This is a genomic window from Pseudarthrobacter sp. HLT1-3 (genome assembly GCF_059383535.1).
The window spans coordinates 15,312-40,205 of record NZ_JBWZCJ010000026.1 but is presented as its reverse complement, the minus strand read 5'-3'; the positions used below and the strand labels follow the sequence as shown (position 1 = coordinate 40,205).

Annotated in this window: 23 protein-coding genes; 9 read left to right on the top strand and 14 right to left on the bottom strand. The window is 65.7% G+C overall.

Annotation, left to right across the window (positions count from 1 at the left end):
- Positions 1 to 21: 21 nt before the first annotated feature.
- Positions 22 to 948 carry a dioxygenase family protein gene (locus AC50X9_RS18560; protein ID WP_494895999.1) on the top strand — a complete coding sequence of 309 codons (927 nt, stop codon included), beginning with the start codon at positions 22 to 24 and terminating at the stop codon, positions 946 to 948.
- A gap of 91 nt (positions 949 to 1,039) precedes the next feature.
- Here the strand turns inward: AC50X9_RS18560 and AC50X9_RS18555 are convergent, their stop codons facing one another.
- Positions 1,040 to 1,690, bottom strand: a complete 651-nt coding sequence (locus AC50X9_RS18555) for an alpha/beta hydrolase (RefSeq protein WP_494895997.1) — start codon at positions 1,688 to 1,690, stop codon at positions 1,040 to 1,042.
- Positions 1,691 to 2,305: 615 nt separating this feature from the next.
- Between AC50X9_RS18555 and ligD the strand changes: the two genes are divergently transcribed.
- The 6 genes from ligD (at position 2,306) to AC50X9_RS18525 (ending at position 8,436) form a co-directional block, all read left to right on the top strand.
- Positions 2,306 to 3,547, top strand: a complete 1,242-nt coding sequence (gene ligD, locus AC50X9_RS18550; protein ID WP_494895995.1) for a non-homologous end-joining DNA ligase — start codon at positions 2,306 to 2,308, stop codon at positions 3,545 to 3,547.
- A 145-nt stretch (positions 3,548 to 3,692) separates the two neighbouring features.
- The gene (locus tag AC50X9_RS18545; protein ID WP_494895993.1) at positions 3,693 to 5,039 is read left to right on the top strand and encodes an MFS transporter; all 1,347 of its coding nucleotides are present in this window, start codon (positions 3,693 to 3,695) and stop codon (positions 5,037 to 5,039) included.
- 39 nt (positions 5,040 to 5,078) lie between these two features.
- A complete protein-coding gene (locus tag AC50X9_RS18540; protein ID WP_494895991.1) occupies positions 5,079 to 6,236 on the top strand; it encodes a maleylacetate reductase in 1,158 nt (385 codons plus the stop codon).
- The gene (locus AC50X9_RS18535; protein WP_494895989.1) at positions 6,233 to 7,192 is read left to right on the top strand and encodes a dioxygenase family protein; all 960 of its coding nucleotides are present in this window, start codon (positions 6,233 to 6,235) and stop codon (positions 7,190 to 7,192) included. Before AC50X9_RS18540 ends, AC50X9_RS18535 begins: the two co-directional genes overlap by 4 nt.
- Positions 7,170 to 7,568, top strand: a complete 399-nt coding sequence (locus AC50X9_RS18530) for a carboxymuconolactone decarboxylase family protein (RefSeq protein ID WP_494895984.1) — start codon at positions 7,170 to 7,172, stop codon at positions 7,566 to 7,568. Before AC50X9_RS18535 ends, AC50X9_RS18530 begins: the two co-directional genes overlap by 23 nt.
- Positions 7,555 to 8,436, top strand: a complete 882-nt coding sequence (locus tag AC50X9_RS18525; RefSeq protein ID WP_494895981.1) for an NAD(P)-dependent oxidoreductase — start codon at positions 7,555 to 7,557, stop codon at positions 8,434 to 8,436. The genes AC50X9_RS18530 and AC50X9_RS18525 overlap by 14 nt, the downstream gene beginning before the upstream one ends.
- 107 nt (positions 8,437 to 8,543) lie before the next feature.
- On the opposite strand, the gene AC50X9_RS18520 is transcribed toward AC50X9_RS18525, so the two are convergent.
- Genes AC50X9_RS18520 through AC50X9_RS18485 form a run of 8 tightly spaced genes read right to left on the bottom strand, consistent with a single transcriptional unit; the run spans position 8,544 to position 16,385 of the window.
- Positions 8,544 to 8,918, bottom strand: a complete 375-nt coding sequence (locus tag AC50X9_RS18520; RefSeq protein ID WP_494895979.1) for an FmdB family zinc ribbon protein — start codon at positions 8,916 to 8,918, stop codon at positions 8,544 to 8,546.
- Complete coding sequence (locus tag AC50X9_RS18515; protein ID WP_494895977.1) at positions 8,918 to 9,742, bottom strand: N-acyl homoserine lactonase family protein; 825 nt, start codon at positions 9,740 to 9,742, stop codon at positions 8,918 to 8,920. The genes AC50X9_RS18520 and AC50X9_RS18515 overlap by 1 nt, the downstream gene beginning before the upstream one ends.
- Before the next feature lie 9 nt (positions 9,743 to 9,751).
- Positions 9,752 to 10,828, bottom strand: a complete 1,077-nt coding sequence (locus AC50X9_RS18510) for an alpha/beta fold hydrolase (protein WP_494895975.1) — start codon at positions 10,826 to 10,828, stop codon at positions 9,752 to 9,754.
- Positions 10,829 to 10,836: 8 nt separating this feature from the next.
- Complete coding sequence (locus tag AC50X9_RS18505; protein ID WP_494895973.1) at positions 10,837 to 12,054, bottom strand: cytochrome P450; 1,218 nt, start codon at positions 12,052 to 12,054, stop codon at positions 10,837 to 10,839.
- Between the two features lie 29 nt (positions 12,055 to 12,083).
- Entirely contained in the window at positions 12,084 to 12,935 is an 852-nt protein-coding gene (locus AC50X9_RS18500) for an SDR family NAD(P)-dependent oxidoreductase (RefSeq protein WP_494895971.1), read from the bottom strand.
- 2 nt (positions 12,936 to 12,937) lie between these two features.
- The gene (locus AC50X9_RS18495; RefSeq protein ID WP_494895969.1) at positions 12,938 to 14,191 is read right to left on the bottom strand and encodes an FAD-dependent oxidoreductase; all 1,254 of its coding nucleotides are present in this window, start codon (positions 14,189 to 14,191) and stop codon (positions 12,938 to 12,940) included.
- 18 nt (positions 14,192 to 14,209) lie between these two features.
- Positions 14,210 to 15,193: a PDR/VanB family oxidoreductase gene (locus tag AC50X9_RS18490; protein ID WP_494895967.1), complete on the bottom strand. Its 984-nt coding sequence runs from the start codon at positions 15,191 to 15,193 to the stop codon at positions 14,210 to 14,212.
- Positions 15,194 to 15,203: 10 nt separating this feature from the next.
- Entirely contained in the window at positions 15,204 to 16,385 is a 1,182-nt protein-coding gene (locus AC50X9_RS18485; RefSeq protein WP_494895965.1) for a cytochrome P450, read from the bottom strand.
- Positions 16,386 to 16,508: 123 nt separating this feature from the next.
- Here AC50X9_RS18485 and AC50X9_RS18480 point away from each other — a divergent pair, with 123 nt between their 5' ends.
- A complete protein-coding gene (locus AC50X9_RS18480) occupies positions 16,509 to 17,450 on the top strand; it encodes a LysR family transcriptional regulator (RefSeq protein WP_494895963.1) in 942 nt (313 codons plus the stop codon).
- A gap of 2 nt (positions 17,451 to 17,452) precedes the next feature.
- On the opposite strand, the gene AC50X9_RS18475 is transcribed toward AC50X9_RS18480, so the two are convergent.
- The 4 genes from AC50X9_RS18475 to AC50X9_RS18460 form a co-directional block, all read right to left on the bottom strand.
- On the bottom strand, positions 17,453 to 17,974 hold the full coding sequence (locus AC50X9_RS18475) for an HtaA domain-containing protein (RefSeq protein WP_494896017.1): 522 nt from the start codon (positions 17,972 to 17,974) through the stop codon (positions 17,453 to 17,455).
- Positions 17,975 to 17,983: 9 nt separating this feature from the next.
- Positions 17,984 to 20,227 (bottom strand): cytochrome P450, encoded by a 2,244-nt coding sequence (locus AC50X9_RS18470; RefSeq protein WP_494895961.1) that lies wholly within the window; start codon positions 20,225 to 20,227, stop codon positions 17,984 to 17,986.
- A gap of 24 nt (positions 20,228 to 20,251) precedes the next feature.
- Entirely contained in the window at positions 20,252 to 21,409 is a 1,158-nt protein-coding gene (locus tag AC50X9_RS18465) for a serine hydrolase domain-containing protein (RefSeq protein ID WP_494895959.1), read from the bottom strand.
- 108 nt (positions 21,410 to 21,517) lie between these two features.
- On the bottom strand, positions 21,518 to 22,327 hold the full coding sequence (locus AC50X9_RS18460; protein WP_494895957.1) for an SDR family NAD(P)-dependent oxidoreductase: 810 nt from the start codon (positions 22,325 to 22,327) through the stop codon (positions 21,518 to 21,520).
- Positions 22,328 to 22,625: 298 nt separating this feature from the next.
- Between AC50X9_RS18460 and AC50X9_RS18455 the strand changes: the two genes are divergently transcribed.
- Positions 22,626 to 24,113 (top strand): MFS transporter, encoded by a 1,488-nt coding sequence (locus tag AC50X9_RS18455; protein ID WP_494895955.1) that lies wholly within the window; start codon positions 22,626 to 22,628, stop codon positions 24,111 to 24,113.
- Positions 24,114 to 24,218: 105 nt separating this feature from the next.
- Here AC50X9_RS18455 and AC50X9_RS18450 read toward each other — a convergent pair whose 3' ends face one another.
- On the bottom strand, positions 24,219 to 24,893 hold the full coding sequence (locus AC50X9_RS18450) for a TetR/AcrR family transcriptional regulator (RefSeq protein WP_494895953.1): 675 nt from the start codon (positions 24,891 to 24,893) through the stop codon (positions 24,219 to 24,221).
- Position 24,894: the final 1 nt, after the last annotated feature.

Genomic DNA, 24,894 nt, shown 5'->3' with positions numbered 1-24,894 from the left:
CACAGATTTGAGGAGTACAGCATGTCCGAAACCACCCAGGCCGGGAACAGCATCAGCCCCGAACAGGCCGCCGTCGAACAACAGCTTGTCGACACCGTCGTCGCGTCCTTCGAGAACACCGAAGACCCGCGGCTCAAGCAGGTGATGCAGTCCCTGACGAGGCACCTGCACAACTTCCTCCGCGAGGTCCGCCTTACCGAGGCCGAATGGAACACCGGGATCGAGTTCCTCACCGCAGCCGGGCACATCACGGACGACAAACGCCAGGAATTCGTGCTCCTCTCCGACGTCCTGGGCGCCTCGATGCAGACCATCGCCATCAACAACACGTCCTACACCGGCGCCGCCACCGCCACCGAAGCCACCGTCTTCGGACCGTTCTTCGTTGCGGACGCCCCGGAAATCCCGATCGGCGGGGACATCGCCGGCGGCGCCGCCGGCCAGCCCTGCTGGGTCGAAGGCACCATCACCGACACCGACGGTGGCCCCGTCCCCGGTGCCCGGATCGAAGTCTGGGAAGCCGACGAGGACGGCTTCTACGACGTCCAGTACACCGACGACCGCGTCGCCGGACGCGCCCACCTGTTTGCCGACGAACACGGCCACTACGCGTTCTGGGGACTAACCCCCACCCCCTACCCCATCCCGCACGACGGACCCGTCGGGAAGATGCTCGAGTCGGTCGGCCGCTCCCCCGTCCGTGCCTCCCACCTGCACTTCATTGTCACCGCCCCCGGCCTGCGGACCCTTGTCACGCACATCTTTGTCGAGGGCGACCCGCAGATCGGGATCGGCGACTCCGTGTTCGGCGTCAAAGAATCCCTGATTAAGACGTTCGAACCCCAGCCCGCCGACACACCAACCCCCGACGGCCGGGACCTCGGCAACCACTCCTGGGCCCGCACACGCTTCGACGTCGTCCTCGCTCCCGCCGAAAACAAGGCCTGACGCGGCGGGGCTGCGGTGCCGCAGGATTGCGCCCGAGGGCTCTTGGTGGCTGCCAGAGTATGCAGCCACCGCGATCATCCGGACTATTGGTTCATCCGCGGGAAACCGCCTGGGCGCCGACCTCGGCGGCGAGGAAGTCGCGTACGTCGTCGAGCTCGTGCGCGTTGATGCTGTGTCCCAGCCCCGGATACACCCGCTCGATCAGCGAGGTGTGCTGCGGAAGGTACTCGCTGCTGCGGGTAATCGCCACGGGGGCGATGACACTGTCTTCGGAGCCTCGGCCCCAGAACAGGGTCGGGCGGTTGCCGCGCAGTGTCTCGTCGCCCGGCTGAGGTGCGCCCAGCACGAAGCCGCCCAGCACGACCGGGGCCAGCACCCGGCCGGGCCGCGAGCGCAGCAGCTGGCTGGCCATGAGCCCTCCCTGTGAGAAACCGATGGGAACGATTCGGGCGCCGGGGTCCACGTTTGCCTCGACCCAGGCCCAGATGGCATCAGTTGCCTCCTCCACCGGCCCGGCCTCAGGGTTTCCGGGCGTGGTGATGGAAAACCACGCCGCCCCGCCGTTGCCGAGCTCAATCGGTGCCCGCAAGGATGCCCAGGGCAGGTTCAGTCCGAGGGCCGGCGCCAGTGACCCAAGGTCGTGCTCATTTGAGCCGAAGCCATGCAGGAAAAGTGCGACGGCATCGTGAGCGGCATTGGCGGCCCAGCCATGAGAGCGCACATCGCGCAGTGCAGTGGTCATTCGAAGGATCAGCTCCTTGGTTTGGGGGATCCGGGAGCCGTGGTGTGGCCCGCGCACCCCGCGGATCGGTGCGAGTTCGGGAACGAACAGCCATTACCGACGAGAAATGCGGTAGCGGACAGAGAATCGGCTTCAACGATACCTCACTTACTTGCAGCTTCAACTATGTTCCTCTCGTCCACTCCTCATCGTCACGTCCTTGCCCATCGGCTTGGCGACACCCCTGGGCGAGGACCAGTAGACAGGCCTGAAGCGCGGCTCCGAAGTCGCCCCACCCATCGGTGACGCCCCATCACCCCGGAGATCGCATCCGCCCCGCCGTTGGTAGCGCTTTGGCCGACTATCGCTTTTCAGCCAGACTTGACTTGAGGTGTGCACCATGATGGCGACGCCACCCCCGCCAGGCACCGTCCTTCCTGCCGGAAGGAACGAGCGCCCGGGATGTCCTGACCGAGCACCGGCAGCAGAGCTGACCGCGCAGGCACCGCCGTCGCACACTGGCCCGCTTCAAACAGGCGGCTGTCTGGGGGCATCCCCACGGGCACTTTCCGGGACAAATTCACCCTCCGCGCATCCGCTCTGGCTGGGACGTCCGTTCATTGCTAGCGTGGCGGCATGAGCCCGTCGAAGGCCCCGGCCGAGATCCTCAACATTGCGGGAACCGAGGTTCGCATCTCGAGTCCGGACAAGGTGGTGTTCCCCGAGCCCGGGCTGACGAAGCTCGATCTGGTCCGCTACTACCTCGCCGTCGCGGACGGAGCGCTCCGGGGCGCCGGCGGACGGCCCATGGTGCTCAAGCGCTTTCCGAAGGGGATCGGCGCTGAGCCGTTCTTTCAGAAGCGGGTGCCGGAAAACCACCCCGGCTTCATCGACACGGCCACGCTGCACTACGCGTCGGGGACATCAGCCGAAGAGGCCGTCATCCGGGATGCTGCGGGCCTGGCGTGGGTTGTTAATCTTGGTTGCCTGGACCTCAACCCGCACCCCGTGCGCGCCGAGGACCTCGAGCACCCCGACGAGCTCCGGGTCGACCTCGACCCGATGCCGGGGGTCGACTGGAAGCAGATCGTCGACGTCGCCTATGTCGCGCGGGAGGTGCTCGACGACGTGGGACTGGTGGGGTGGCCGAAGACGAGCGGGTCGCGGGGACTCCACATCCTGGTACGCATCGCGCCCCAGTGGTCGTACCGCGACGTGCGGCTCGCCGCCGAGACTCTCGCCCGCGAGGTCGAGAACCGCGCTCCGGGTCTCGCCACGGCGCGGTGGTGGAAGGAAGAGCGCGGTGAGAGTGTGTTCGTCGACTTCAACCAGAACGCAAAGGACCGCACCGTGGCATCGGCCTACTCGATCCGGCCCCTGCCCGACGCACGGGTCTCGACTCCGCTCACCTGGGACGAAGTCACCTCCACCCGGCCCGAACAATTCACGGTGCCCACGGTGCTCGAGCGCTTCGCAGCCGTGGGCGACCCCCACGCCGGCATCGACGACGCGGTCGGGACACTCGACGGACTCCTCGCCCTGGCTGCCGAGCTCGGCCCCGCCGAAAAGCCGCCGCGCAGCGGCGACGGCTTGGGCCGCCGGCGGTCGGTGATGCCGCTTATCGAAGTGGCACGTACCAGGACCAAGGATGAGGCCCTCGTGGCGCTCGAGGCATGGAAGACCCGGCATGCAGACCTCGTCCCCGCCCTGCATCCTGCCGACATCCTCGTCGACGGAATGCGAGGATCGAGTTCGCTCTGGTACCGGGTGCGGGTGAACCTGCAGCACGTCCACGAAAATGAGCGACCGCAGCAGGAGGAGCTCATCGCTGACTATGACCCCTGGGCGGGCAAGGAGTGGCCGGGGCGCCCTGGGTAGCACTGGCCTGCCCATACATTTGTTGTATATGAGGTCAAGGCGACTTAGTTGTTTTGTATGCATCTCGCCTCTTACGATCACAGTGACCTGCTGCACATTGCAGCCGGGGTTCATCCCTCAGACCACTGTCATCATGGAGGAAGCAATGTCGCTCCCGACTCAGAAAACCCCGGCGCCGCGTAATGCCCTGCGCCGGGTTGCCGCTGCCAGCCTCGCCGGCAACGCGATCGAATACTACGACTTTTCGATCTATGGCCTTGCCGCGGCACTGGTGTTCCCGCAAGTCTTCTTTCCCCAGAGCGATCCGTTCGTGGCTACCTTGGCCACGTTCGGCACCCTGGCCGTCGGATACATCTCGCGCCCGCTGGGCGCCATCGTCTTCGGGCACTTCGGTGACAAGGTGGGCCGTAAGCCGATGCTCGTCATCACCTTGCTCCTGATGGGATTCGCGACGCTTGCCATCGGCGTCCTTCCCACATTCGACCAAGTGGGCGTGTGGGCGGCAGTGATGCTCACCTGCCTGCGCTTCCTCCAGGGCATCGCCTTCGGCGGTGAGTGGGGTGGCGCCATCCTGATGGCGTTCGAATATGCTCCGAAGAACCGCCGCGGACTCTTCGCTGCGATCCCCCAGGTAGGCCCGGCCACGGGGGCGCTGCTGGGCAATGCCGCGTTCCTGCTTGTCACGCTGCTTCCCAAGGAGGACCTGCTCACCTGGGGCTGGCGCATTCCCTTCCTGTTCAGCTTCGTCCTGGTCATCGTGGGAATGTTCATTCGGCTCAAGATCGCTGAATCCCCGGAATTCCAGGCCACCAAGGCCGAGGGCCGGCAGGTCAAGGTTCCGATCGCGGCAGTCCTGAAGAACAACCTGAAAGCCGTGCTCCTGGTGGCCGGCGGCTTCCTCGGATTCGGCGCCTTCTCCGTCATCGTCATGACCTACCTCGTGGGATACAGCCAAAGCGTGATGGGCATCCCAGCCTCGACCATGCTCTCGTTCACGATGCTCGCCTTTGTCATCCAGATCCCCATGATCCTGCTCTCCGGTCACCTGTCCGACCGGCACGGCCGGAGCACACTCATCATAGTTGGCTCCCTTGCCGCCGTGGCATCCATCTTCCTGATGTTCGGGGCCGTCGCCACCGCGCAGCCTTGGCTGATCGGACTGGCGTACGCACTTGGCTTCGGCTGGCTCTACACCATCTGCTACGGACTCCAGCCCGCACTCTTCGCGGACGCCTTCCCGGCCGAGGTCCGCTTCACCGGCATGTCGCTGGGTTACCAGCTGGCCAACGTCGTCGGCTCCGGGTTCACCCCAATGATCGCCGTCTGGCTGGTGCACTCCACCGGCAACTTCCACGCCGTTCCCGTGTTCGTGGCGGTAACCCTAGCGGTGTCCCTGGTCTGCCTGCTCCGTCTCGCAGCGCTCGCCCAGGCAAGGAAAGCCGCCGAGGAAACGGTATCGCAGGAGAGCCTTCCCCTGGTTGCCGCCCGCTAAGCCGGTCGTTCCCCCACCGCTTTCGAAGAAAAGGAAATCATGAAGTTCGAACACATCACCCTCGGCCAACGGGTACTCTTCGGAGCCGGCCGCGCTGCCGAGTACGTCGCCCAGGAGGCCACACGCCTCGGTGCGCGCAATATCATGTGCATCACGTCCGAGTACGAGCGGCCCTTCGCAGTGACTGCACTGTCCCTTGCCGATGTGGCCCTCTGGCACACGGATGTTGTCCAGCACGTGCCGGCGGAAACCGCGGACAAGGCAAGGAAAGCGGCGTCCGACGCCGGCATTGACCTCATCGTCTGTGTCGGCGGCGGATCGACCACCGGACTCGCGAAGGCGGTGGCGCTGTCCTCCGGCATCCCCATCGTCGCGGTGCCTACCACCTACGCCGGTTCCGAAGCGACGAATGTGTGGGGGCTGACGGAAAACGCGACCAAAACAACTGGCGTTGATGACCGCGTGCTGCCCGCCGCCGTTGTGTACGACGCCGACCTGACGCTCAGCCTGCCGGTTTCGCTCTCCGTTGCCTCCGGCCTGAACGCCCTGGCACACTGCGTGGATTCACTATGGGCGCCCCGCACCGATCCCATCAACCAGGCCCTGGCCGCGGAAGGGATCCGCGCCCTCGCCGACGGGCTGCCCCGCATCGCCGCGGACCCGTCGGACTTAGCCGGCCGCGAGACTGCCCTGTACGGGGCGTACCTCGCCGCCGTGTCCTTTGCCTCCGCGGGTTCTGGACTGCACCACAAAATCTGCCACGTCCTGGGCGGAACGTTCAACCTGCCCCACGCGGAGACGCACGCGACCGTCCTCCCCTATGTGGTGGCCTTCAACGGACCCGCGGCTCCCGGCGCGGCCGCACGGCTCGCCGGAGCCCTCCGCGCGGGACTGGCCAACGCCCCCGCCGAGGAGTCCGGCGCTGAACCAGCCCAGGATGCCCTGGCCCTGTTGAACAGCCTCCGCCGGATCCTGGGCGCCCCGACCGCGCTGCGCGATTACGGCTTCACCGAGGCCGATATCCCCGAAGCCGTGGAACGGATCCTCAAGGTGGTACCGCCGTCGAACCCTGCCAAAGCGACTGGAGCAAACATCGGCGACCTTCTTCGCGCAGCCCTGGCCGGAACCGAACCCACCACCCGGCCGGCCGTCCTGGCAGGCGGCGCCGCGACCGCATTCGAAGGAGGAACAGAGTGACTGTCACCGTGGCCACAACCGACTCCAGGATTGGCTCCCAATCCGCCCGGGAGGAAGACCTCGTGAACGAGGTGGTCCGCTCCTTCACCGGCGGCGGGGCCCGCGACCGTGAAGTCATGGCTTCGCTGGTCCGCCACCTGCATTCCTTCGTCCGGGACGTCCGGCTCACCGAGGCGGAATGGGCCAAGGGAATTGACTTCCTCACCCGCGTGGGGCGGATTACGACCGAGTCCCGTCAGGAGTTTGTGCTGCTCTCGGATGTGCTTGGCGTGTCGATGCAGACTATTGCGGTGAACAACGAGGCCTACGGCCAGGCAACCGAGGCCACGGTGTTCGGGCCGTTCTTCGTCGCCGATGCGCCGGAGATCCAGATCGGCGGCGACATCGCCGGCGCCGCAGCCGGCCAGCCCTGCTGGGTCGAAGGGACGGTGACAGACACCGAGGGAAATCCCCTGGCCGGCGCCCGGATTGAGGTGTGGGAGGCAGACGAGGACGGCTTCTACGACGTCCAGTACGACGACGATCGCACCGCTGCCCGGGCCCATCTCTTCTCCGATAGGAACGGGCGGTACGCCTTCTGGGGACTGACGCCGACGCCCTACCCCATCCCGCACGACGGCCCGGTTGGCGAGATGCTGGAGCACTTCGGGCGCTCCCCCGTCCGTGCCTCGCACCTGCACTTTATGGTGTCCGCCGCGGAGAAGCACACACTGGTGACCCACATCTTCGTGCAGGGATGCGCCCATCTGGAAAACGATTCGGTCTTCGGCGTGAAGGAGTCCCTCATAAAGGACTTCGCCGCCCAGCAGCCCGGAACGCCGACTCCTGACGGCCGTGACGTCGGCGCTCAATCGTGGACAAGGGCGCGCTTCGACGTCGTCCTGCCGCCCGAAAACCGCCGCACCACCGAAACTTTCAAGAAAGGAAGCCACCATGGAAATGAAGCACACGCATAAGGAGACCTTCGAGGACGGCCTGGCAATCCGCAAGGAGGTGCTCGGAGCCGCCCACGTAGAACGCTCCCTCGCTAATGTCAGCGAGTTCAGCCGGCCGATGCAGGAGCTCGTCACTGAGTACTGCTGGGGAGCCGTCTGGAGCCGGGAAGGCCTCGACCGCAAGACCCGCTCCATGCTCAACCTGGCCATGTTGACCGCCTTGAACCGCGGCCACGAATTGTCTGTCCATGTGAAGGGGGCCATCACTAACGGCTGCACGCCGGAAGAGATCCAGGAAGTACTGATGCAGACGGCCATTTACGTCGGCGTCCCGGCAGCACTCGAATCGTTCCGCATCGCTGAAGCAACCCTGAAGGAAATAGATGTCCCCGCTTAGGCCGCGCATTGGTTTCATTGGACTGGGCAACATGGGCACGCCCATGTCCCGCCGCCTGGTGGAGGCTGGTTACTCTGTGGCCGGCACCGACCTCGCCGCAGCCAACAGGCAGCGCCTCGCAGAGGCGGGCGGCACCGCAGTCGGGACGGCCACCGAGGTGGCAGCCGGGTGCGATGTCCTTATCCTGATGCTCCCCAACTCGGACGTTGTGGAAGCGGTCCTGCTCGACGGCGGTGTGGCCGCGGCGCTGCCCGCTGCGGCAGTGATCGTGGACATGAGTTCGTCAGAACCGCTGCGCACCCGGGCCCTTGCAGGAAAGCTCGCGGCTGACGGGATGGCCCGCCTGGTGGATGCCCCCGTGTCCGGCGGCGTGGGCGGGGCGGAAAAGGGAACGCTGACCATTATGGCCGGCGGCGATGCAGACACCCTCGCCGAACTCAGCGAAGTGCTGGCCGTGCTCGGCAGGGTCCGACACACCGGCGCGGTGGGGTCAGGGCATGCCCTCAAGGCGCTGAACAACCTGCTGTCCGCCACGCACCTGCTGGCTACGTCGGAGGCGATGGTAGCCGGGCAGGAGTTCGGGCTCGATCCATCCACCATGCTGGAGGTCTTCAACGCCTCCAGCGGACGCAGCGGTTCCACCGAGAACAAATGGCCGAACTTCGTCCTCACCGGCGGCTACGACTCCGGCTTCGGTCTGGGCCTGATGCTCAAGGACATGAAAATTGCCACGCAGCTCGCCGCCGAGATCGGCCGGCCCGGCCGCCTGGGGAGCCGCGCCGTGGACCTCTGGACTGAGGCGTACGGCCAGCTCACGCCCGGAGCCGACCACACGGAAATTGCGCGCTGGGCGGGGCACGAGTCCTGACCTGAGGCAATCGCCGTCGTAAGAAGCGTCCGGCAAAGCAACGTGCCGCCCGGCGAGCGTAAGGCTCGCCGGGCGGCACCTTTGTTTCTACGGCCCTGAGATGTACGTCAGTGGCTGTGGCTGACCACCTGGTCCAGCGCGGCCGGGCCTTTGGCTTCGAATTCGCGTGTCTGGCGTTTCGTCTCGGCCTCATAGGTGTCAGTGTCCCCCCGGTGCCGGGCAATGAGCCGCCGCCGGGCGGACGGCGCAACATGGCACAGGCCGGGGACGTCCGGGTTGTCGCGGCAATCGATTCCGCCGGCCGCCGGGGCCACCGCCTGCAGGCTGCGGCCGCTCAGGGCCAGTCCACGGCTCGTGTAGCGGCGCCGGGCCTCCCCCTCGCAGGCGGGACACACGGTGATTGCCGGGGCCGGCGTCTCCATGAAAAGTTCGACGTCGGCGCGGCAGCCGGTGCAGCGGTAATCGAAGAGGAGGCGCGCCATCAGGAGAGCTCTTTCATGGGGCCGCCGAAGTCTTCCCAGTCCCGGGGATCGTGGGCGATCCAGACCGTAGCCGATTCCTCGTCGCGGATCCGCTTAAGGGACTCAATGGAGCGCCGGGCCTCGTTGTGATCCCAGTCCGAGCCGTCCACGGCATCCCATTCCATGGCTTCGCGCAGGTGCACCGTGTCTCCGGTGAGCAGGATGTTCTGGCTGGGCAGCCGAACCAGCGCGCTGAGCTCGCCGGGGGTGTGGCCCGGGGTGTGGTGGATGATGATGGCGCCATCGCCGAACAGGTCCTGGCTGGGCGACTGAACGGTGGTCCAATCGAATTCCTTGACTTCGCCGCCGAGATCCGACGGGTTGAAGAGGTGTGCCGATTCCGGTGCCGGATTGGCGGCCCACTGGAATTCGCCGGGACCGGCGAAGAACTTGGCCTGCGGGAATAGGTACAGGCCGCCGGCATGGTCCGAGTGGGTGTGGGAGAGGACAACGTGGGTGATGTCCTCCGGGCGGTAGCCAAGTTTGGCGAGCTGGCGGTCGATCCGCTGCTCCGGGTTGGAAACGATCATCGAAGTCTCCGGGCGTTCCCCGAAGACCAGAGCCGGGTCATCGCATACGAGCGGGTTCATGCTCGTGTCGAACAGGACAAGGCCCTGCTCATGCTCAATCAGGTAGGCGGGGAGGGGAATGCGGACGGTCCCTTCGGCACCGACCACGAGGTGTGCGGCGTCGATATCCATCTTGGGGGCGTCCAGCCCCCACATCCGGATGTTGGCGGCCGGGCTTTTACCGGATCGTGCTGCCAGCTGAGTAGCCTGCGTCATTGCGTGCTCCTAGGTGATGTTGTGCTCCGCCAGCCAGTTCAGGACCGGCTCGAGGATCTCGTTGATATTGTTTTCGAAAATCAGTCCATGGCCGTTGCCGGTGATCCCCAGTTCTTCGAGCCGAAGGTGCGTGGCGCTGGCACCGGCCCGGTTCAGGAACTCGACCGTTTCGCTGTCGCCCGCGGCGCGGCCTGAAGCCTCCCCGGAGATCACGAGGACAGGCAGTCCCTCGAGTGGTGCCTGGCTGGCTGGGGATTCGGGGTGGTTGCCGGCCGCGAGCGGCACTGCTGTCAGCCCATGAGCAAGCCGTCCCCTCGGCCCCAGGCCCCTGAAGGGCGGGCCAATGGGTTCGAAGGTGACAACGCCCCGGACCCGGTGCGGGGAACGGGCCGCCGCCAGCCAGCCGCCGGCAGCACCGGCGGAATGCGTGGCCAGCACAGCCGGGCCCGTCCGTTCGAGCAAGTCCACGATGCGCCGGGCATCGAGTTCCTGGCTGAGCGCGGTGTCCGTCAGCATGCCCGATGAGGATGCCACCAGTCGGTCGAACTCCGGCGTACCCGGCCGCCGGCCCCACGGCCACGCTGAGTGTTCGGCGGTGGGTCCGGAACCGGCTCCTCCTCGCCCAGATTCTGCGGTGTGCTCCGGCGCAAAGACCGCGGCCGCACCGGTGTAGTCGGGAAACCCGGTGCGACCGCCCAGCCGTGCAGGATCGTACGGTGACCTTCCGTGACCTGGCCGGTCCAGCAGGTACACGGGGAAGCCGGCGTCCCCGACGCTCGGCGCCCAGCCGGGCACGCCGTCGTCGATCCCCAGCCAGTCCGTGGACTGGCCGCCGCCGCCGTGCACCAATACCCACGGTGTCTGCGTGGTGCCGTCAGCCGGCGCCTCCCACTGGACCCAGGCGGGTCCCAGCTGCCAGGGACCGGCGCCGGACTGTTGCAGGTCTCCCGGGAGGAAGAACCCGCCGGTCCGCACCGTCCGCGCTGTGTTGTTGAGGTGCGGCGCGCTCAGCGGCAAATCGCTTTGGGGCCGTTCGCCGGGGTGAGCGGCGCCGGGACTCGGATCCGCCGTCGTCGTTGTGGGCATCCGGTGGCCTAGGCGGATGCGGCGGGCGTCAGGCGGACGGGCACATAATCGTGTCCGAAGGCCTGGTAGTTCACGGTCTTCCGCGGTTCACCGGTCAGTTCGATCTTCTCGATCCGTTCCACCATGGCACGCAGCAGCGTCCGGGCTTCGAGCCGGGCCACCTGGTTTCCGGCGCAGGTGTGGATCCCGAACCCGAAGGACAGGTGCGCGTTCTTGAGGTCTCGGTCAACGCGGAACTCATTTGGGGCGTCGTACTGGCGGGGATCCCGTCCGGCCCCAAGCCACATGGTCAGGATCTTGGCGCCTTCCGGAATACGGACGCCTCCCAGCACGGTCTCCTTGGTGGCCCAGCGTCCGCCGTAGCGGGAGGCCGGGTAGAGGCGGATGGCTTCCTCCCAGGCGTTGTCCACCAGGTCCGGGTTCTCCCGCAGCTTCTGCCACTCCCCGGGGTTGTCGGCGAAGGCACGGATCATCGAGGCGATGGACGCCGTCGTGGTGTCAAAACCGGCGGCAAAGATGGACTTGAGGATCTGCTGGGCGGTGTGCTCGGAGATCTTGCCCTCGTCGGCCATGCCGTACAGCTGCCAGCCGATACCCCCTTCGGACTGCACGTCTCGGGCGGTGTTGGCTTCCACCCATTCCATCGCTTCGGTGCCGCTGGCGAGTTTGGCGGCCTGCAGTTCGCTGGGCGGGCCGAAGACGTTGAAGACGGCGTCGCCGAACTTCAGCAGCAGCTCGCGTCCCTCTTCCGGCAGGCCCAGGACGTCGGGGAAGACTTTGAGGACGTACTTCACGGAGAGGTCGTTGTACGCGTTGATCTCGGCCGGGCCATCCGCCAGGAGATTGTCGATGAGCCGTTCGGCTTCAGCCTTGAAGTAGGCGGACATCTTGGCGAGGTTTTCGGCGTCGAAGACCTTGAACACCGCCGATTTCGACGCCGTGTGCTCCGGCGGGTCTTCCAGGATCAGGGTGCGCGGCCGGAACGGCGACGGCGCGTAGAACGGCCGGTCTGTGGACGAAAAGGTCCTCCAGTCGCGCAGTGCTTTCTGGATTTCGGCGTATCGGGTGATGGCGTAGTAGCCGTACTTCTCCATGTAGACCACGGGAGCGATTTCACGCTGTTCGCCGTCGAAGGTGTGCACATCGTGCAGCGTTTCGAGCGAGAACGCGTCGTAGCCCGAGACCGGGGCCTCGATGGCGTCGGTGAGGGTGTTTGTGTCAGTCATGTCTGTTCCTCGTTGAACGGTAGTGGGGTTTAGGAACCGGCCTGGCGTGCCGGAGGCGGGGTGCCTGTGGACATCCAGTCCAGCCGCCGCTGCACGCCTGCCCGGGCCATGTCGGGGTGTGGCAGGACGAAGAAGCTGTTGGTGCGGATAGCGTCGAGCACCTGCCCGGCCACCTCGGCGGGTTCCATCCCCGCCTCGGCGGTGGTTGCCGCAAGCCGTTCCATGACCGCCACCCGCCCGGGCTCGGCGGCCAGGGGCACGTCTGCCGGGCGGTTCCGCTCGGCGTCGACCATCCGCGTCTTGACCGGGCCCGGCGCCAGCAGCGAAATACCCACGGGGCTGCCGGCGGTCCGCAGTTCCACCTCGAGGGATTCGCTCATGCCCAGGACGGCGAACTTGGAGGCACAGTACGGCGTCATGGTGGCGGTGCCTGAACTGAAGGCGGCCACCGAGGCGGTGTTGACGATGTGTCCGCCGCCTCCGGCCTCAAGGAGGGGCAGGAACACCCGGCAGCCGTTGAGGACGCCGAAGAAGTTCACATCCATCACCCAGCGCCAGGCCTCCTCTGTGATGTTCAGGAAGCTGCCGCCGGTTTCGACGCCGGCGTTGTTGCAAACGACGTCGATGCGGCCGTAGGTTTCCAGCACCGCTTCGGCGAGCGCCTCGAGGTCCTTGACGCTGCGCACGTCTGTGCGTTTGCCCATCACGTCGCCGATGGTCGAGAGTTCCCGCACTGCGGTGTCCAGCGCGGCCTGTTCGATGTCGGCAATGGCCACCCGCATGCCTTCTTCCAGGAAGCGCCGCGCCATGGCGAAGCCGATGCCGCTTGCGCCGCCGGTGACCACCGCCGTCTTTCCGCTGAAGTCGGTGATGCCCGCCATCGTCACCACGCCCCGATCAGCGAACGGGTCTCAAGGCTCTTGGGGAACATCAGGCGTTGGACCACGGCATCCTCGTCCACGGGCAGCCGCCGCAGAACGGCCAGGTCTTCCTCAAGCCGGGCCTCATCCGAGGAGTGGTACACGAGCCGCTTGTTGTTGCTCGCGGCCGGGCTGACGATGTCGACGAAGACGCGGCGGCGCTCCGTGGCGTACTCGTCCAGCACCGTTTCGGGCGCTCCACCCTTGACGACGGCGGCGAGCGCCTCGGAAAGGACGTAAGTGTCGAACAGCCCGCTGGTCAGGCCGAGCCCGCCGGTCGGATTGGTAGCGTGCGCGGCGTCACCGGCCAGCAGCACCCGGCCGGAACGGAACGTTGCTGCCGCCCGCTGGTGCATGCTGTACGGCGAATAGGCGTCCACCACCACTTTTTCGGGATCGCGCACAATCGAGGCGAAGAACTCCGGCATGCGCGCTTCGATGCCTTCGACCGGCAGAGCCGCATCCTCGCAGTAGGTGTAGCGCCACAACCCGGTGTCGCCGCTGTTGTCGATCTTGGTGATGATTGCGCCGAAACGGTCATCGATCAGCATGGTGGTCTGGCTGTAGCCGGCCGCTTCGAAAGGGTAGCGGATGTTCGTGGCAACAAAGCGTTCAGGCCAGGTGATGCCCTCGAAGGCAATCTCCTGGCTTTCGCGGACCCCGCTGCGCGCCCCGTCGGCGCCGATCAGCCATGAACCTTCGGCGGTGATGGTTCCCTGCGGGGTGGCGAAGCTTGCCGTGACGGAGTCCGGGCCCTGCTCCACACCGATGAACTTGTGGTCCCAGAGCACTTCGGCGTGGGGGTGGCGTGCCAGGTGCTCAAGGGCTATTTCCACCAGGGCGTTCTGGCCGAGGTGCAGGTTGTACGGGTGTTTGACCCGCCCTTCAAGCGACTTGAGCCCGTAATTGATCTCTTCGCCGGTCTTGTGCACTTTGTAGGTGTAGTCCTGCTTGAGGAAACCGCGGGCAACGGCGTCCTCGAAAAGCCCGAGGCGCTCCAACCCGTCCAGGACGGACCAGTGGTACACCATGGCGCGGGGCGAGTTGGCTACGGTGCCAGCGCGTTCAAAGACGCGGACGGGGACCCCGGCCCGGGCCAGGCCCAGGGCATTGAGGATGCCCACGGGTCCGGCCCCCACAATTACGACCGGTTGAGGCTGTTCGGGTTTCTGCTGTTCGGGTTTCTGCAGTTCTAGCTTCTGCTGTGCGGTGCTCACAGTGCGTCTCCGGGGTTTCTAGAGTTCGAGTTCAAGGACGTCGGACTTGGACCGCGAGACGCAGATCATCATCATCTCGTTGGCCGCCTTCTCCTCGTCGCTGAGGATGGAGTCGCGGTGGTCGGCCTCGCCGCACAGGATGCGGGTCTCGCACGTGCCGCAGGTGCCTTCCATGCAGGAGAAGATGACGGGCGCGCCGGCTTCCTCGGCCACTTCCACGATGCTGCGGCCGGCGGGGACTTCGAGTTCCAGGCCGCTGAGGGCGAGTTTGACCCTGAACGAGATGGCCGGGGCGTTGGACGCCCCCGGGTCCTTGGGGGCGAAACGCTCAAGGTGCAGGCTTCCTGCGGGCCATTCGGCGCAGATTCCTTCGAGGGCGCGCAGCAGGCCTTCCGGGCCGCAGGCGTAGATCTTGACGCCGTCGCGCGGGTTCCCCAGCAGGGCGCCGAGGTCGGGAAAGCCGAACTCGTCGTCTGGGCGGATGTCGATCCTGCCGGGGTACTTGCTCGCGAGTTCCTGCCAAAAGGCCATGGAGGAGCGCGAGCGTCCCATGTAGGTCAGCTTCCAGCGGGCTCCGCGCCGCTCGGCCTCTTCGAGCATGGGCATCATTGGGGTGACTCCGATGCCGGCGGCGAGGAAGTGGTACTCCTGGGAGTCCACCAGCTCGAAGTTGTTGCGCGGTCCGGAGACCTCCAGGATGTCCTCCTCGGTCAGGCCGGCGTGCACGTAGCTGGATCCACCGCGGCTCCCCGGGGCGTTCAAGATCCCGAGCCGGTAGCTGGAGTTGTCGGCCGGGCTCCCGCACAGGGAATACTGGCGGGACAGTCCTGACGGCAGATGCAATTCCACGTGGGCGCCCGGCTGCCAGCTCGGGAGGGTTGCCCCCTCCGGGTGCACCAGCTGCAGTTCCACCACTCCGTCCGACGCGGACCGCTTGCGCCGGACCTGGAGCGGCTGCCGGGTGAACGTGGCAGTCGTCCTGAGCATGGTTTCGGATGTCATCGTCGATTCCTTACTTCTCGAAGCGGATACGCACGTGGGTCCAGCCGGTGCGCAGCGGGCGGCCGTTGGACACCGGCGGACCGGACAGTTCAAAATTGCTGGTCTTGGCCAGGATCTGCCGGAGCATCGCCTGGAGTTCGGCGCGCGCAATCGGTGAACCCATGCACTGGTGCGGGCCATGCCCGAACGTCAGATGAGGGTTGGGTGAGCGGTCTGCAATGTAATCGTTGCCGCGGACGAACTTTTCTTCGTCCCGGTTGGCGGAGAACACGTTGAGTCCAACCTTGGCGCCCTGGGGAATGACAGCGCCGAAGGCCTCAACCTCCCTTGTGGCTTTCCGCCCCGTGTGATGCAGGGGCGGCGCCAGGCGCAGGATTTCCTCGATCGCGGTGTCCACCAGGTCCGGCCTCCGGCGAAGTTCGGCCTGGTCCTCGGGGTGGCTGCCGAGGTAGGAGAGGATGGAACCTATGGCCGCTGTCGTGGTGTCCGCACCTGCGGAGAAGATCTGCACACCGATGGCAACGGCTTCCTCCTGCGTGACCGGCCGGCCCTCAGGCGTCAGTTCCAGCACTCCGGACATGATGTCGATGGCCGGATCCTGCGGGTTGGCCCTCCGGTCCTGGATGAGCGCCTCGACCGTGGGGTTCCAGAGGTTCTTGTTGACTTCCCGCATGGCTTCGAGGTCATGGCGGACAGCGTCGGCCTTGGCGAGGCTGTCGGCCATTGTTTCCCACGCATCGTCCGGGAGCAGCAGGAACCTGGCGAGGACCTGCTGCGGAACAATGATGCCAAACTGTTCGATCATGTCCGCTTCGCCGGCTTCGATCAGCGGGTCCAGGTTCCTGGCCACGAGATCTTCAATGTCCGGGACCAGCATGGCCACGCGTTCCGGGGTGAAGTACTGCGAGAGGAACTTCCGGAAGTACGTGTGGGTGGGAGGGTTCTCCTGGATGGGGATGGACCGCATGAATTCGGGAAATTCAAGGAACGGCTGGCCGCTGGTGTACGTGCGCCAGTCCCGGGACCCTTTTTGGACCTCTGCATAACGCATAAATCCGTAGAATCCCTCGTAGTCGCTGGTGAAGGCCAGTGGCCGTTCGGCGCGCAGCCTGTCGTACTCGGCCGGGTAGTCGGTCACCTTAATGGGGTTCCAGTCATCGCTGGGGATCCGGGTATCGGCATCAACGCTCACGATGCAGCCTCCTTGCTTTCGTCGTGTGATTGGTATCACTGCTTGTTCACCACCGTAGGGCGACCGAAGCACCGTAGCCATATGTTTCAGTGAACTCACGCCTCCGAGATATACACTTTGAATATGGACATTAGGCACATCCGATATTTTCGCGAGATCACCCGGCAGGGCTCCATCTCCAAAGCAGCCAAGGTCCTCCAGATGACCCAGCCGCCGCTCAGCGCGGCACTGAAGAACCTTGAGGAAGAACTCGGCGTCAGGCTCCTCGAACGCACGGCCCGCGGCATTGTGCCCACCAACGCCGGGGAACTGCTGGTGCAGAAGGGTGCCAGGCTGGTCGACGAGACCGATCAGCTCGCACGAGAACTCAGCCGGCAGGGAAAAGGACTCAGCGGCACCCTGCATCTTGCAGTCATCCTGCCCTTCGCGTGGGCGTATTTGCCCCGCGTCCTGGCGCGCTTCCGCGAGCTTTCGCCCCACGCGGACGTCACCCTGACCGACGTCGAGCCCGGCACGGTAATTGAGGGCATCCGATCCGGCGCCCTGGATGTGGCAATCGTTGCGACCGGTGCGCCCGACAGGCTGCGCACCATGTACCAGGACGACGTGGTCATTGAACCGATCTCGAAGATGTCGTTGTCCTCGGTGCTGCCCACCCGTTTCAAAGATGCGCCCAAGCCCGTGCCGCTGGCTGAACTGATGGATGAGACGTGGCTTTTACCGTCGCCGAACATCCGCGTCCCGGGCATCACCGAACTGCTGGTGGACTACTGGCTGGCGAACGGCCTCTCCATGCCGAGGCTGAAGACCGTCACCAGCCTGCAGACCACGCTGCCCCTCATAGCGGCCGACATGGGCATCAGCATCATGCCCCCGGAAATCCAGCAGATCGCCAAGACCACCGTGGTGACCCGCGAGCTGGACCCGCCACTCCCGCCGCTGCACGCCGTTGCGGTGTGGAGTGCGCAGCGCGAGCTAACCGAGGTTGCCGCGACCTTCGCGGACGTGCTCCTGGGTCCCCGCGCCAGGGGCGCACGCATGAGGACGGGCCCGGACACCCTCTGACGTCACTCCCCCGGCACCGCGGGGCCCAGGAACACGGGATCCATTGCCTCCCCGGCCTCGTATTGGCCGTTGAAGAGCTCGACGGCGGCCGGTGCCAGCCGTGCCGGCAGCTCCGTCCAGTCCGCCCTGGCCGCGTCGGGCCCGGCCGCTTCGGGCCAGACCGGCTCGGCCAGCCGGAGGAGTTCCAGCCGGCGGCCACTGCTGGCCGCCTGCTGCGGGTCAGCGACACTCAGCACGGCGCCGGCGGCACCGAATTCGAGCCACGGGTCCGCCACAAACAGGCTCATCATGCCGTGATGGCCGCTGAGCCGGATCTGGCCACGGAACTTGCGGATCTCAGCCGGCGCCCCGGCACCCGATGCCGGGCCGCCGCCGTCGGGCTCAAACTGGAAGTAACTCCCGCTGACGATGGACGCCCCCGCCTCGGCAGACACGCTGCCGTCCGGCAGGCGGGACAGATACGTGATGAAGCTCCGTTTGATGCCCCAGCGAAGTGCCGGTGCATCGTGCCGGATCTGCTCCATTCCCACGGCTCAGAGCCCGAGCTTCAGCGCGCATCCACCCTTGGAGCGGGAGACGCAGATGAACATGCTGTCGCAGCTGGCCTTTTCGTCGTCCGTCAGGATGGAGTCACGGTGGTCGGGGGTGCCCGAGATGACCGGCGTTTCGCAGGTGCCGCAGGTCCCCTCGCTGCAGGAGGACAAGGCGGGCAGCCCGGCCGCCTGGGCAACTTCGAGGATGGACTTGTCCGCGGGGATGGTCAGCGTAACGCCGCTGTCCACGAACTCGACGTCGAAGGCGACGTCACCTCTGGCGTCGATCTGCTTTGGCACGAAGCGTTCCACGTGCAGGCTGCCGGCGGGCCAGTGCGCCGAGGCGCCTTCGACGGCGTTCAGCAGGGGCTCGGGCCCGCAGCAGTAGATCAGTGTTTCAGGCTTGACGTCCTTCAGGTGGGCAGCGAAGTCCACCCGGCCGTCGGTATCTTCCGGGACAAACCGGACACGGTCGCCGAAATCCTCCAGCTCCTCACGGAAGGCCATGGTTGCAAGTGAGCGGCCACCATAGGCGAGGCTCCAGTTGGCGCCTTCGCGTTCGGCCTTTTCCACCATGGCCAGGATCGGGGTGATGCCGATTCCGCCGGCGATGAAGAGGTAGTTGGCTGAGGGCTGGAGGACAAAGTTGTTGCGGGGCTGGCTGACTTTCAGCAAGCTCCCTTCCGCCACCGTGTCGTGGATGGCCAGCGATCCACCGCGGCCGGCAGCTTCCTTGAGCACGCCGATTCGCCACGTGGACTGGTTGCCGCCAGGAGAACAAAGTGAGTACTGCCGGACCCATTCGCCGACATGGACATCGATGTGGGCACCCGGGTGCCAGGCCGGGAGCGAATCCCCAGCCGGGTCCACGAGCGTCAGGGATACGACGCCGTCGGATTCCTCCCGCCGCTCCTGCACCAGCAGTTCACGCGTCGCGGTGGGGTCTTCGGGAAGCTCGATAGCGTGGTGCGCCGCCTTGGGTGCCACGTCCCACTGCACGTCCAGGCTCCGGCGGACCGGCAGCAGAGCCATGCGGATGAAGTCCAGGCCCCAATCATTGGCCGGACGCAGGCTTGGGAGCCGTTCGAAGAGCACCTTCAGGCCAGTGGCTCCCTGGACACGGGCGAGCGGCTGCCCCAGGCACGTGTGCCGTCCCTTGGTGAAGGCCAGGTGATCCCGGGAGTCCTCGCGGTGGATGTCGAATTCAAAGGGCCGGTCGTAGTATTCGGGGTCCGTGTTCACGCTGGCCAGAGCGATCCAGATCATGTCCCCGGACTTGATCTCGGCATCGCCGATGGTGACATCGACGTTGGCCCGCCGGGAAGCAAAGGTCGACGACGGGCGGCGCCGGACCGTCTCGTCAAAGACCCGCTGCCAAAGTGCAGGCTCGTCCAGGGCATCGGAAAGAGCGGCGGGCGTCTCGTTGAGGAAGATCACGGCGTTGGCCATCGCCTGCGCGGTGGTGTCGGTGCCGGCAGCGGCAAATTCACTCAGATGCAGGGCGATCTGTTCCTCCGAAAGGGACCAGTTGCCGTCCCGGTCCTTGTCCCGGGCCATCACGGAGATGAGGTCGTCGGCCTGGCTGTCACGCCGTTCGCGGACGATTTGCCGCAGGGTCAGCTGAGCCGAGACGTAGCTGCCCCACACTGCCGACCGGCGCGGCTCTTCGAGCTTTTCCTGGGCGCTGGCGAGCACCTGGAAGAAGTCGTCACGGAGGCCGCGCATCATGGAATCGAATTCCGGACCGAGCCCCATCAGCGCAAGGAGCGTCTGCGTAGTGAGCTCCAGGCAGTAGGCGTCCATCAGATTGCCATGCCCATCCGCCTCGAACCTGCCGATGATGCGGTGCGCACGGTCTTCGATCTCCGGCCGCAGCGCTTCCATCCGGTCCTGCAGGAAGGCTTTCTGCGCCACGCGCCGGGCAATCGTGTGCCCGGCAGGATCAGACCCTACGAGGATCCGGGAGATCAGCTCGGCCGGCATGATCTCCTGGTAAGCCTCGGGTACCGGGATCAGTCCGCCGTTGCTGGCACTGGAGAACTTCTGCCAGTCGGGCAGGATGGTTTCAGCATCGGCGCGCCGGGTGATGATCCAGGCGTTGAGGTAGGGATAGAAGAAGGCTGGCCGGCCCTCGCGGACGTCGGCGAAATGCCGGGCGGGGTCGCGGTAGTAGTCGTCGCCCATGGCGTCGAAGCCGGGGGCAAGGGGGCCGCGGTGGGCAGGAGTGATGGTGTTGATGGACATGGTGTGCTCCAGGAGGAAGAAGTGTCAGAGGACCGCGGAGGCGGCGATGGTGGAGAGCTTCTGGAAGCGCAGGACGTTGTCGCCCTCGTCCATGACGCCGGCGGTCAGGCAGACAAACGTCATGTCCCGTTCCGGGTCGATCCAGAACAGCGTGGATCCGGCACCGTAGTTTCCGTGGGTCCGCGGGCTGGTGAAGGGGCCGAAGAAGGACGGGTGCATGCCGGTTCCGCTCAGCGAGAAGCCCAGGCCGAAGTTTCCCGGGGGCTCTTCCCAGCCGCGCATCCGGGCAATCATGGCGTACAGGTCATTGGTCATGTCCCCGGTCTGCAGCGTGGTGGCCGCGTCCAGCACTGCGGGCGCGACCAGCTGGCGGCCTTCATGGGCGCCGTTGCGGCGGATCATTTCAGCGAAGGTGAACACGTCGGCAGCGCTGCTGGCGGAGCCCACCCACGGCATCTCCGCATCCTCGTTGATGACCTCGTCGAGGACCTCAATGTCCTTGGCCGAGAGCCAGCCGGAGTCGGGGATGTAGGCCTTGAGCGGGACCATCCGTTCCTTCCAGTCGGCCAGGGGGCCGAACCGTGTGTCCTTGAGGCCGAGCGGCCCAAAGAGGTTCTTCTCGGCCAGGTCCCGGAAGGAGTCGGCGCCGTAGACCCTGCGGAGCATCTCGCCCATCAGGGCATGGTTGACGGCGGGTGAGTACGTGAGGTTGGTGCCGGGCTCGTGGACTACGTCGAGTTCGCAGATGGCGGCGATGACGGCGGCGAGGTTGCCCAGCTGCGCGTTCGGGAGCGGTTCCGGGGTGGCAGGCATCCCGGAACGGTGGGTCAGCAGGTGTGCCAGGTTGACGCGGTCCTTGCGTCCGGCACGGAACCGGTCACTGCCATAGAACTCGGGAATAATGTCCACCACGCGGGTGCTCAGGGCGAGCCGCCCTTCGCCGATGGCCTGGTACACCAGGGCGTTGGTGAAGGCCTTGGTCAGCGACAACACACGGAAAATGCTGTCCGGTTCCATGGCGCGGCCGGCAGCGCGGTCCGCCCAGCCAAGCGTGGCATCGAGTGCGACTTCGCCGTGACGCGCCACAATGATGCGGGCGCCGTCATAGTCGCCGGCGCTGATGTCGTTCCGGATGGTCTGCTCTAGAAGGTCGATGGTCTCGGCGTTGAGTCCGTGGGTCATGGTCCTGCTCCTGTGTGCCTGGCGTAAAGGGGGATAAAGGGGGGTGGCGGCAGCCCGTCGTCGTGCGTCCGACGACGGCGGGAGGCTGCTGCCGTGGGAGTGGCGGCCCTACATGTGGAGGCCGCCGGACGGCGAGAGGGTCTGCCCGGTGTAGTAGGCGCCTGCTTCGCCGGCTAGGAACAGCATCGTGGCGGCGATCTCTTCCGGAGTGGCGGGGCGTTTGATGGGCTGCATGCCGATCAGCATCCCGGTGATTTCCTCGGGCTGCTGGCGGAACAGCGGGGTGTCCACCGCGCCGGGCGCGATCGCGTTGACCCGGATGTTGAAGGGGGCCAGTTCGGCGGCCGCTGCCCGGGTCATGCCAAGGACGCCGGCCTTGGACGCGGGGTAGTACAGCGGCATCGGCACGCCGAGCAGGGCAGCCGAGCTGGAAACGTTGACGATGGAGCCTCCGCCGGTGCGCTTGAGCAGCGGGGCGGCTGCCCGCATGACGTAGAACGGCCCGAACAGGTTGACTTCCAGGACCCGGCGGAAATCGTCATCAGTGATGTCACCGAGGAAGTCGGGAAAGAAGTCCTCGCCTGCCCGTGCTGCCCGGAAGGCGCGGACGTTGGTGTCAACGAGCTTGTCGTTCGCGGCCTTGGACGGCGCATTAATGCCGGCCGCGTTGATGACCACGTCGAGGCGGCCGAATTCTGCGTCGAGTTTGCCAAAGGCATCGTTGACGGCCGCGCTGCTCGTGACGTCCAGGGGAATCGACAGCGAGCCGGGAATGGCAGAGAACTCGCGGGCCAGGGCCGCCTCGGACACGTCCGCACCAACCACCGCGGCGCCTGCGTCGGCAAAAGCCTTTGCGGTGGACAGCCCGATTCCGGAGGCGGCTCCGGTGATGAATGCAACTTTTCCTTCTAGGGTCACGACGTTGTGCCTTTCTGCTGTCCGCCAGCGAGGCGGCCATAAATTGTGATGTCGGACACCAGTGTGGCAGTTCACTGGACACATGTCCAGCGAATTTCTGGGCGCATACCTAAAAAATATACGTACGTTGATTGAGTAGACAAGCGTCCAGTGAATGTGGTCTGCTTCATTCATTCCCGTGAGCACGGTCACATATCCGATCCACTTCCCGGCGCGTAGCGCTGGAGTCCGCCGGCTGCGGGGAATCCCACCAGAGACAGAACTTCGAGGCCTCCGGGCCTCTCTTCAAAGGAGAAGCATGACAGTTCCAATGACGGGCTCCCCAACCGCCCAGCTGGCCCCGGCAGAGCTGCCGGATGCGCAGCGAAAGCTCCCCTGGAAGCGCGCCGGCATGCTGATGGCCGTAACGTTCTCCGGCCTGCAAATGCTCAACGAAGTGGGCGCCATGATGGCTATCCCGCTCTACCAGTCCATGAGTATGGACCTCGGCCTCACGCCCTCCCAGGTCTCCTGGGCCCTCCTCGCCACGCTCCTGATGGGGGCCGCCTCCATCGCTCTCCTGTCGAAGGCCGGCGACGTTTTCGGCCACCGCAAGGTGATGATCATCTGCATTGTGGGCATCTTCGTGGGCTACGTAATGTCAGCACTCGCCACCGATTTCACCGTTCTGGTGATTGGCCGCGCACTTACCGGCATCATGGCCGGACAGGCCCTAGTCGTCGGCATCATGAACGACCGGCTCAGCAACTTCGACCGCAAAAAGGCCATCGGCATCATCGCCGGCGGCCAGGCCGTCGGTGTCACGCTGGGCTTTGGCGTGGGCGGCCTCATGGTGGTCATCGGCGCAACGTGGCGTCATGCATTCTGGATCGGCGCCGCCCTGACGGTCCTGAGTATGGTCGGAATGCTGCTGTGGGGCTCGGACTCTGACGCCACCCTGCGGAACCGGGGCAAGAGCAAGCGCATCGACGTCGTCGGCGTCACTCTGCTCGGCCTCTCCCTGACCGCGATCTGCATCGGCCTGAGCCAGAGCCCGGCCTGGGGTTTCACATCCCCTGTCACTCTGACCTGGGTGATCGGCGGCGTCGTCGGCCTTGGCCTGGCGCTGGTCGCCGAGTCCCGCAGCAAGCAGCCGCTGGTTGATATCTCGCTGCTGCTCAGCACGCGTCTGATGCCCGCGTACGCCGTTTTTGTCACGCTTGGCATCGCCGGAATCATGATGTTCAACTTCGTGATGGGCTGGGCCCTGACCCCTGCAGAGTTGGCGGGTTATGGCTTCGGACTCAATCCCCTGACGGCCGGATTTCTCTTCATTCCGATGACGGTGGCCGGCATCGTTGTCTCCACGGTGATCCCGCGCGTGCTCCACCGCATTCCGCCGCGCGGCCCCCTTGCTGCCGGTGCATTCCTCCTAATGCTGTCGTTCGTCTGGCTGTACTTCATGCACACCCAGCTCTGGGCTGTCGTGGTCGGCATCCTCTTCTACGGCGTCGCGTACACGACGGTGCTGACCATTGCCGTCTCGATCATCGCCGCCGAGGCGCCGGCCGGGAAGGGCGCCGGCACTGCCTCCATTTACGTGGGGATCGCGCTGTCCGCATCAGCGATCGGAACAGCGGTCTACGCCGCCATCATCGGCCTGAACACGACGCCCGCGGCCCCCCTGCCGCCGGCCGAAAACTACGCCACCGGCTTCCTGACCGCGGCAATTGTCTCGGTAGTGGCGATCATTGCAGCGTTCGCGCTCTCCAAGCGTGTCCACTTGACCGAGGTGGCCAGCCACTGAGGCAGCCGCTCTCACTGTCATGAGTCATCGCCGCTAACCCCGCAGTTGAGCCAATGCAGAGGCGCCGGACACTATGGTCCGGCGCCTCTGCACGTGTTCCGTTGCTTAGCCTGCAGCGGCGTCACCGCGGACGAAAGCCAGCCACTGCATGGCCAGCACGTCCTTAAGCAGCGCCATATCCAACGGCCTGCCGCGAAGAATCGTAAAGAACATGGTCCGGTCCAACGCCATCTGGAGTGTCAGCAAATGCAGCCGCGCGCGTTCGTGCTGCACGGGATCCGTGTACCGGGCAAAGGTCTTCGGCATGACTTTGTAGGTGTCGCCGAGGATGTTCAACCATGTCTCGGTCACCAGGTCATCGTTTGCCAGCGCCTGCTCCATGGTGTTGAAATCGCTGGAGCGCTCCCGCCACAGCATGATGGTTTCGTCCAGCCAGTCGAGGATGCTCGCCTGGTCCGGATCTTCCATGTCGTCCAACCGGCGGTAGGCCGCCATCACGTCGGACTGGCTGCGCCTCATCAGCTCGGCAACGATTTCCGCCTTGGTCCTGAAGTAGACATAGAACGTTGCGCGGCTGGCTCCAGCTGAACTCGCGATGTTCTCCGCAGTCGTCTCATTGAAGCCGCGGCTCCGGAATTCCTCAGCAGCCGACTCGATCAGCCGCTCGCGGGTCACCTGTTTTTGCACCTCACGCAGGGACTGCCCTTGGGCTCGCGTGCGCGGGGGGATAGGCACTTGATGGCGAGGCTCAGCCCATTCTTCATTCTCCGCAGTGGTCACG

Coding starts and splice junctions, on each gene's coding strand:
- AC50X9_RS18490 (WP_494895967.1), bottom strand. CDS start 15,193: ATGACATCCGAAACCATGCTCAGGACGACTGCCACGTTCACCCGGCAG.
- AC50X9_RS18545 (WP_494895993.1), top strand. CDS start 3,693: ATGTCGCTCCCGACTCAGAAAACCCCGGCGCCGCGTAATGCCCTGCGC.
- ligD (WP_494895995.1), top strand. CDS start 2,306: ATGAGCCCGTCGAAGGCCCCGGCCGAGATCCTCAACATTGCGGGAACC.
- AC50X9_RS18540 (WP_494895991.1), top strand. CDS start 5,079: ATGAAGTTCGAACACATCACCCTCGGCCAACGGGTACTCTTCGGAGCC.
- AC50X9_RS18500 (WP_494895971.1), bottom strand. CDS start 12,935: ATGGCGGGCATCACCGACTTCAGCGGAAAGACGGCGGTGGTCACCGGC.
- AC50X9_RS18560 (WP_494895999.1), top strand. CDS start 22: ATGTCCGAAACCACCCAGGCCGGGAACAGCATCAGCCCCGAACAGGCC.
- AC50X9_RS18520 (WP_494895979.1), bottom strand. CDS start 8,918: ATGGCGCGCCTCCTCTTCGATTACCGCTGCACCGGCTGCCGCGCCGAC.
- AC50X9_RS18555 (WP_494895997.1), bottom strand. CDS start 1,690: ATGACCACTGCACTGCGCGATGTGCGCTCTCATGGCTGGGCCGCCAAT.
- AC50X9_RS18525 (WP_494895981.1), top strand. CDS start 7,555: ATGTCCCCGCTTAGGCCGCGCATTGGTTTCATTGGACTGGGCAACATG.
- AC50X9_RS18515 (WP_494895977.1), bottom strand. CDS start 9,742: ATGACGCAGGCTACTCAGCTGGCAGCACGATCCGGTAAAAGCCCGGCC.
- AC50X9_RS18530 (WP_494895984.1), top strand. CDS start 7,170: ATGGAAATGAAGCACACGCATAAGGAGACCTTCGAGGACGGCCTGGCA.
- AC50X9_RS18455 (WP_494895955.1), top strand. CDS start 22,626: ATGACAGTTCCAATGACGGGCTCCCCAACCGCCCAGCTGGCCCCGGCA.
- AC50X9_RS18465 (WP_494895959.1), bottom strand. CDS start 21,409: ATGACCCACGGACTCAACGCCGAGACCATCGACCTTCTAGAGCAGACC.
- AC50X9_RS18505 (WP_494895973.1), bottom strand. CDS start 12,054: ATGACTGACACAAACACCCTCACCGACGCCATCGAGGCCCCGGTCTCG.
- AC50X9_RS18475 (WP_494896017.1), bottom strand. CDS start 17,974: ATGGAGCAGATCCGGCACGATGCACCGGCACTTCGCTGGGGCATCAAA.
- AC50X9_RS18480 (WP_494895963.1), top strand. CDS start 16,509: ATGGACATTAGGCACATCCGATATTTTCGCGAGATCACCCGGCAGGGC.
- AC50X9_RS18470 (WP_494895961.1), bottom strand. CDS start 20,227: ATGTCCATCAACACCATCACTCCTGCCCACCGCGGCCCCCTTGCCCCC.
- AC50X9_RS18510 (WP_494895975.1), bottom strand. CDS start 10,828: ATGCCCACAACGACGACGGCGGATCCGAGTCCCGGCGCCGCTCACCCC.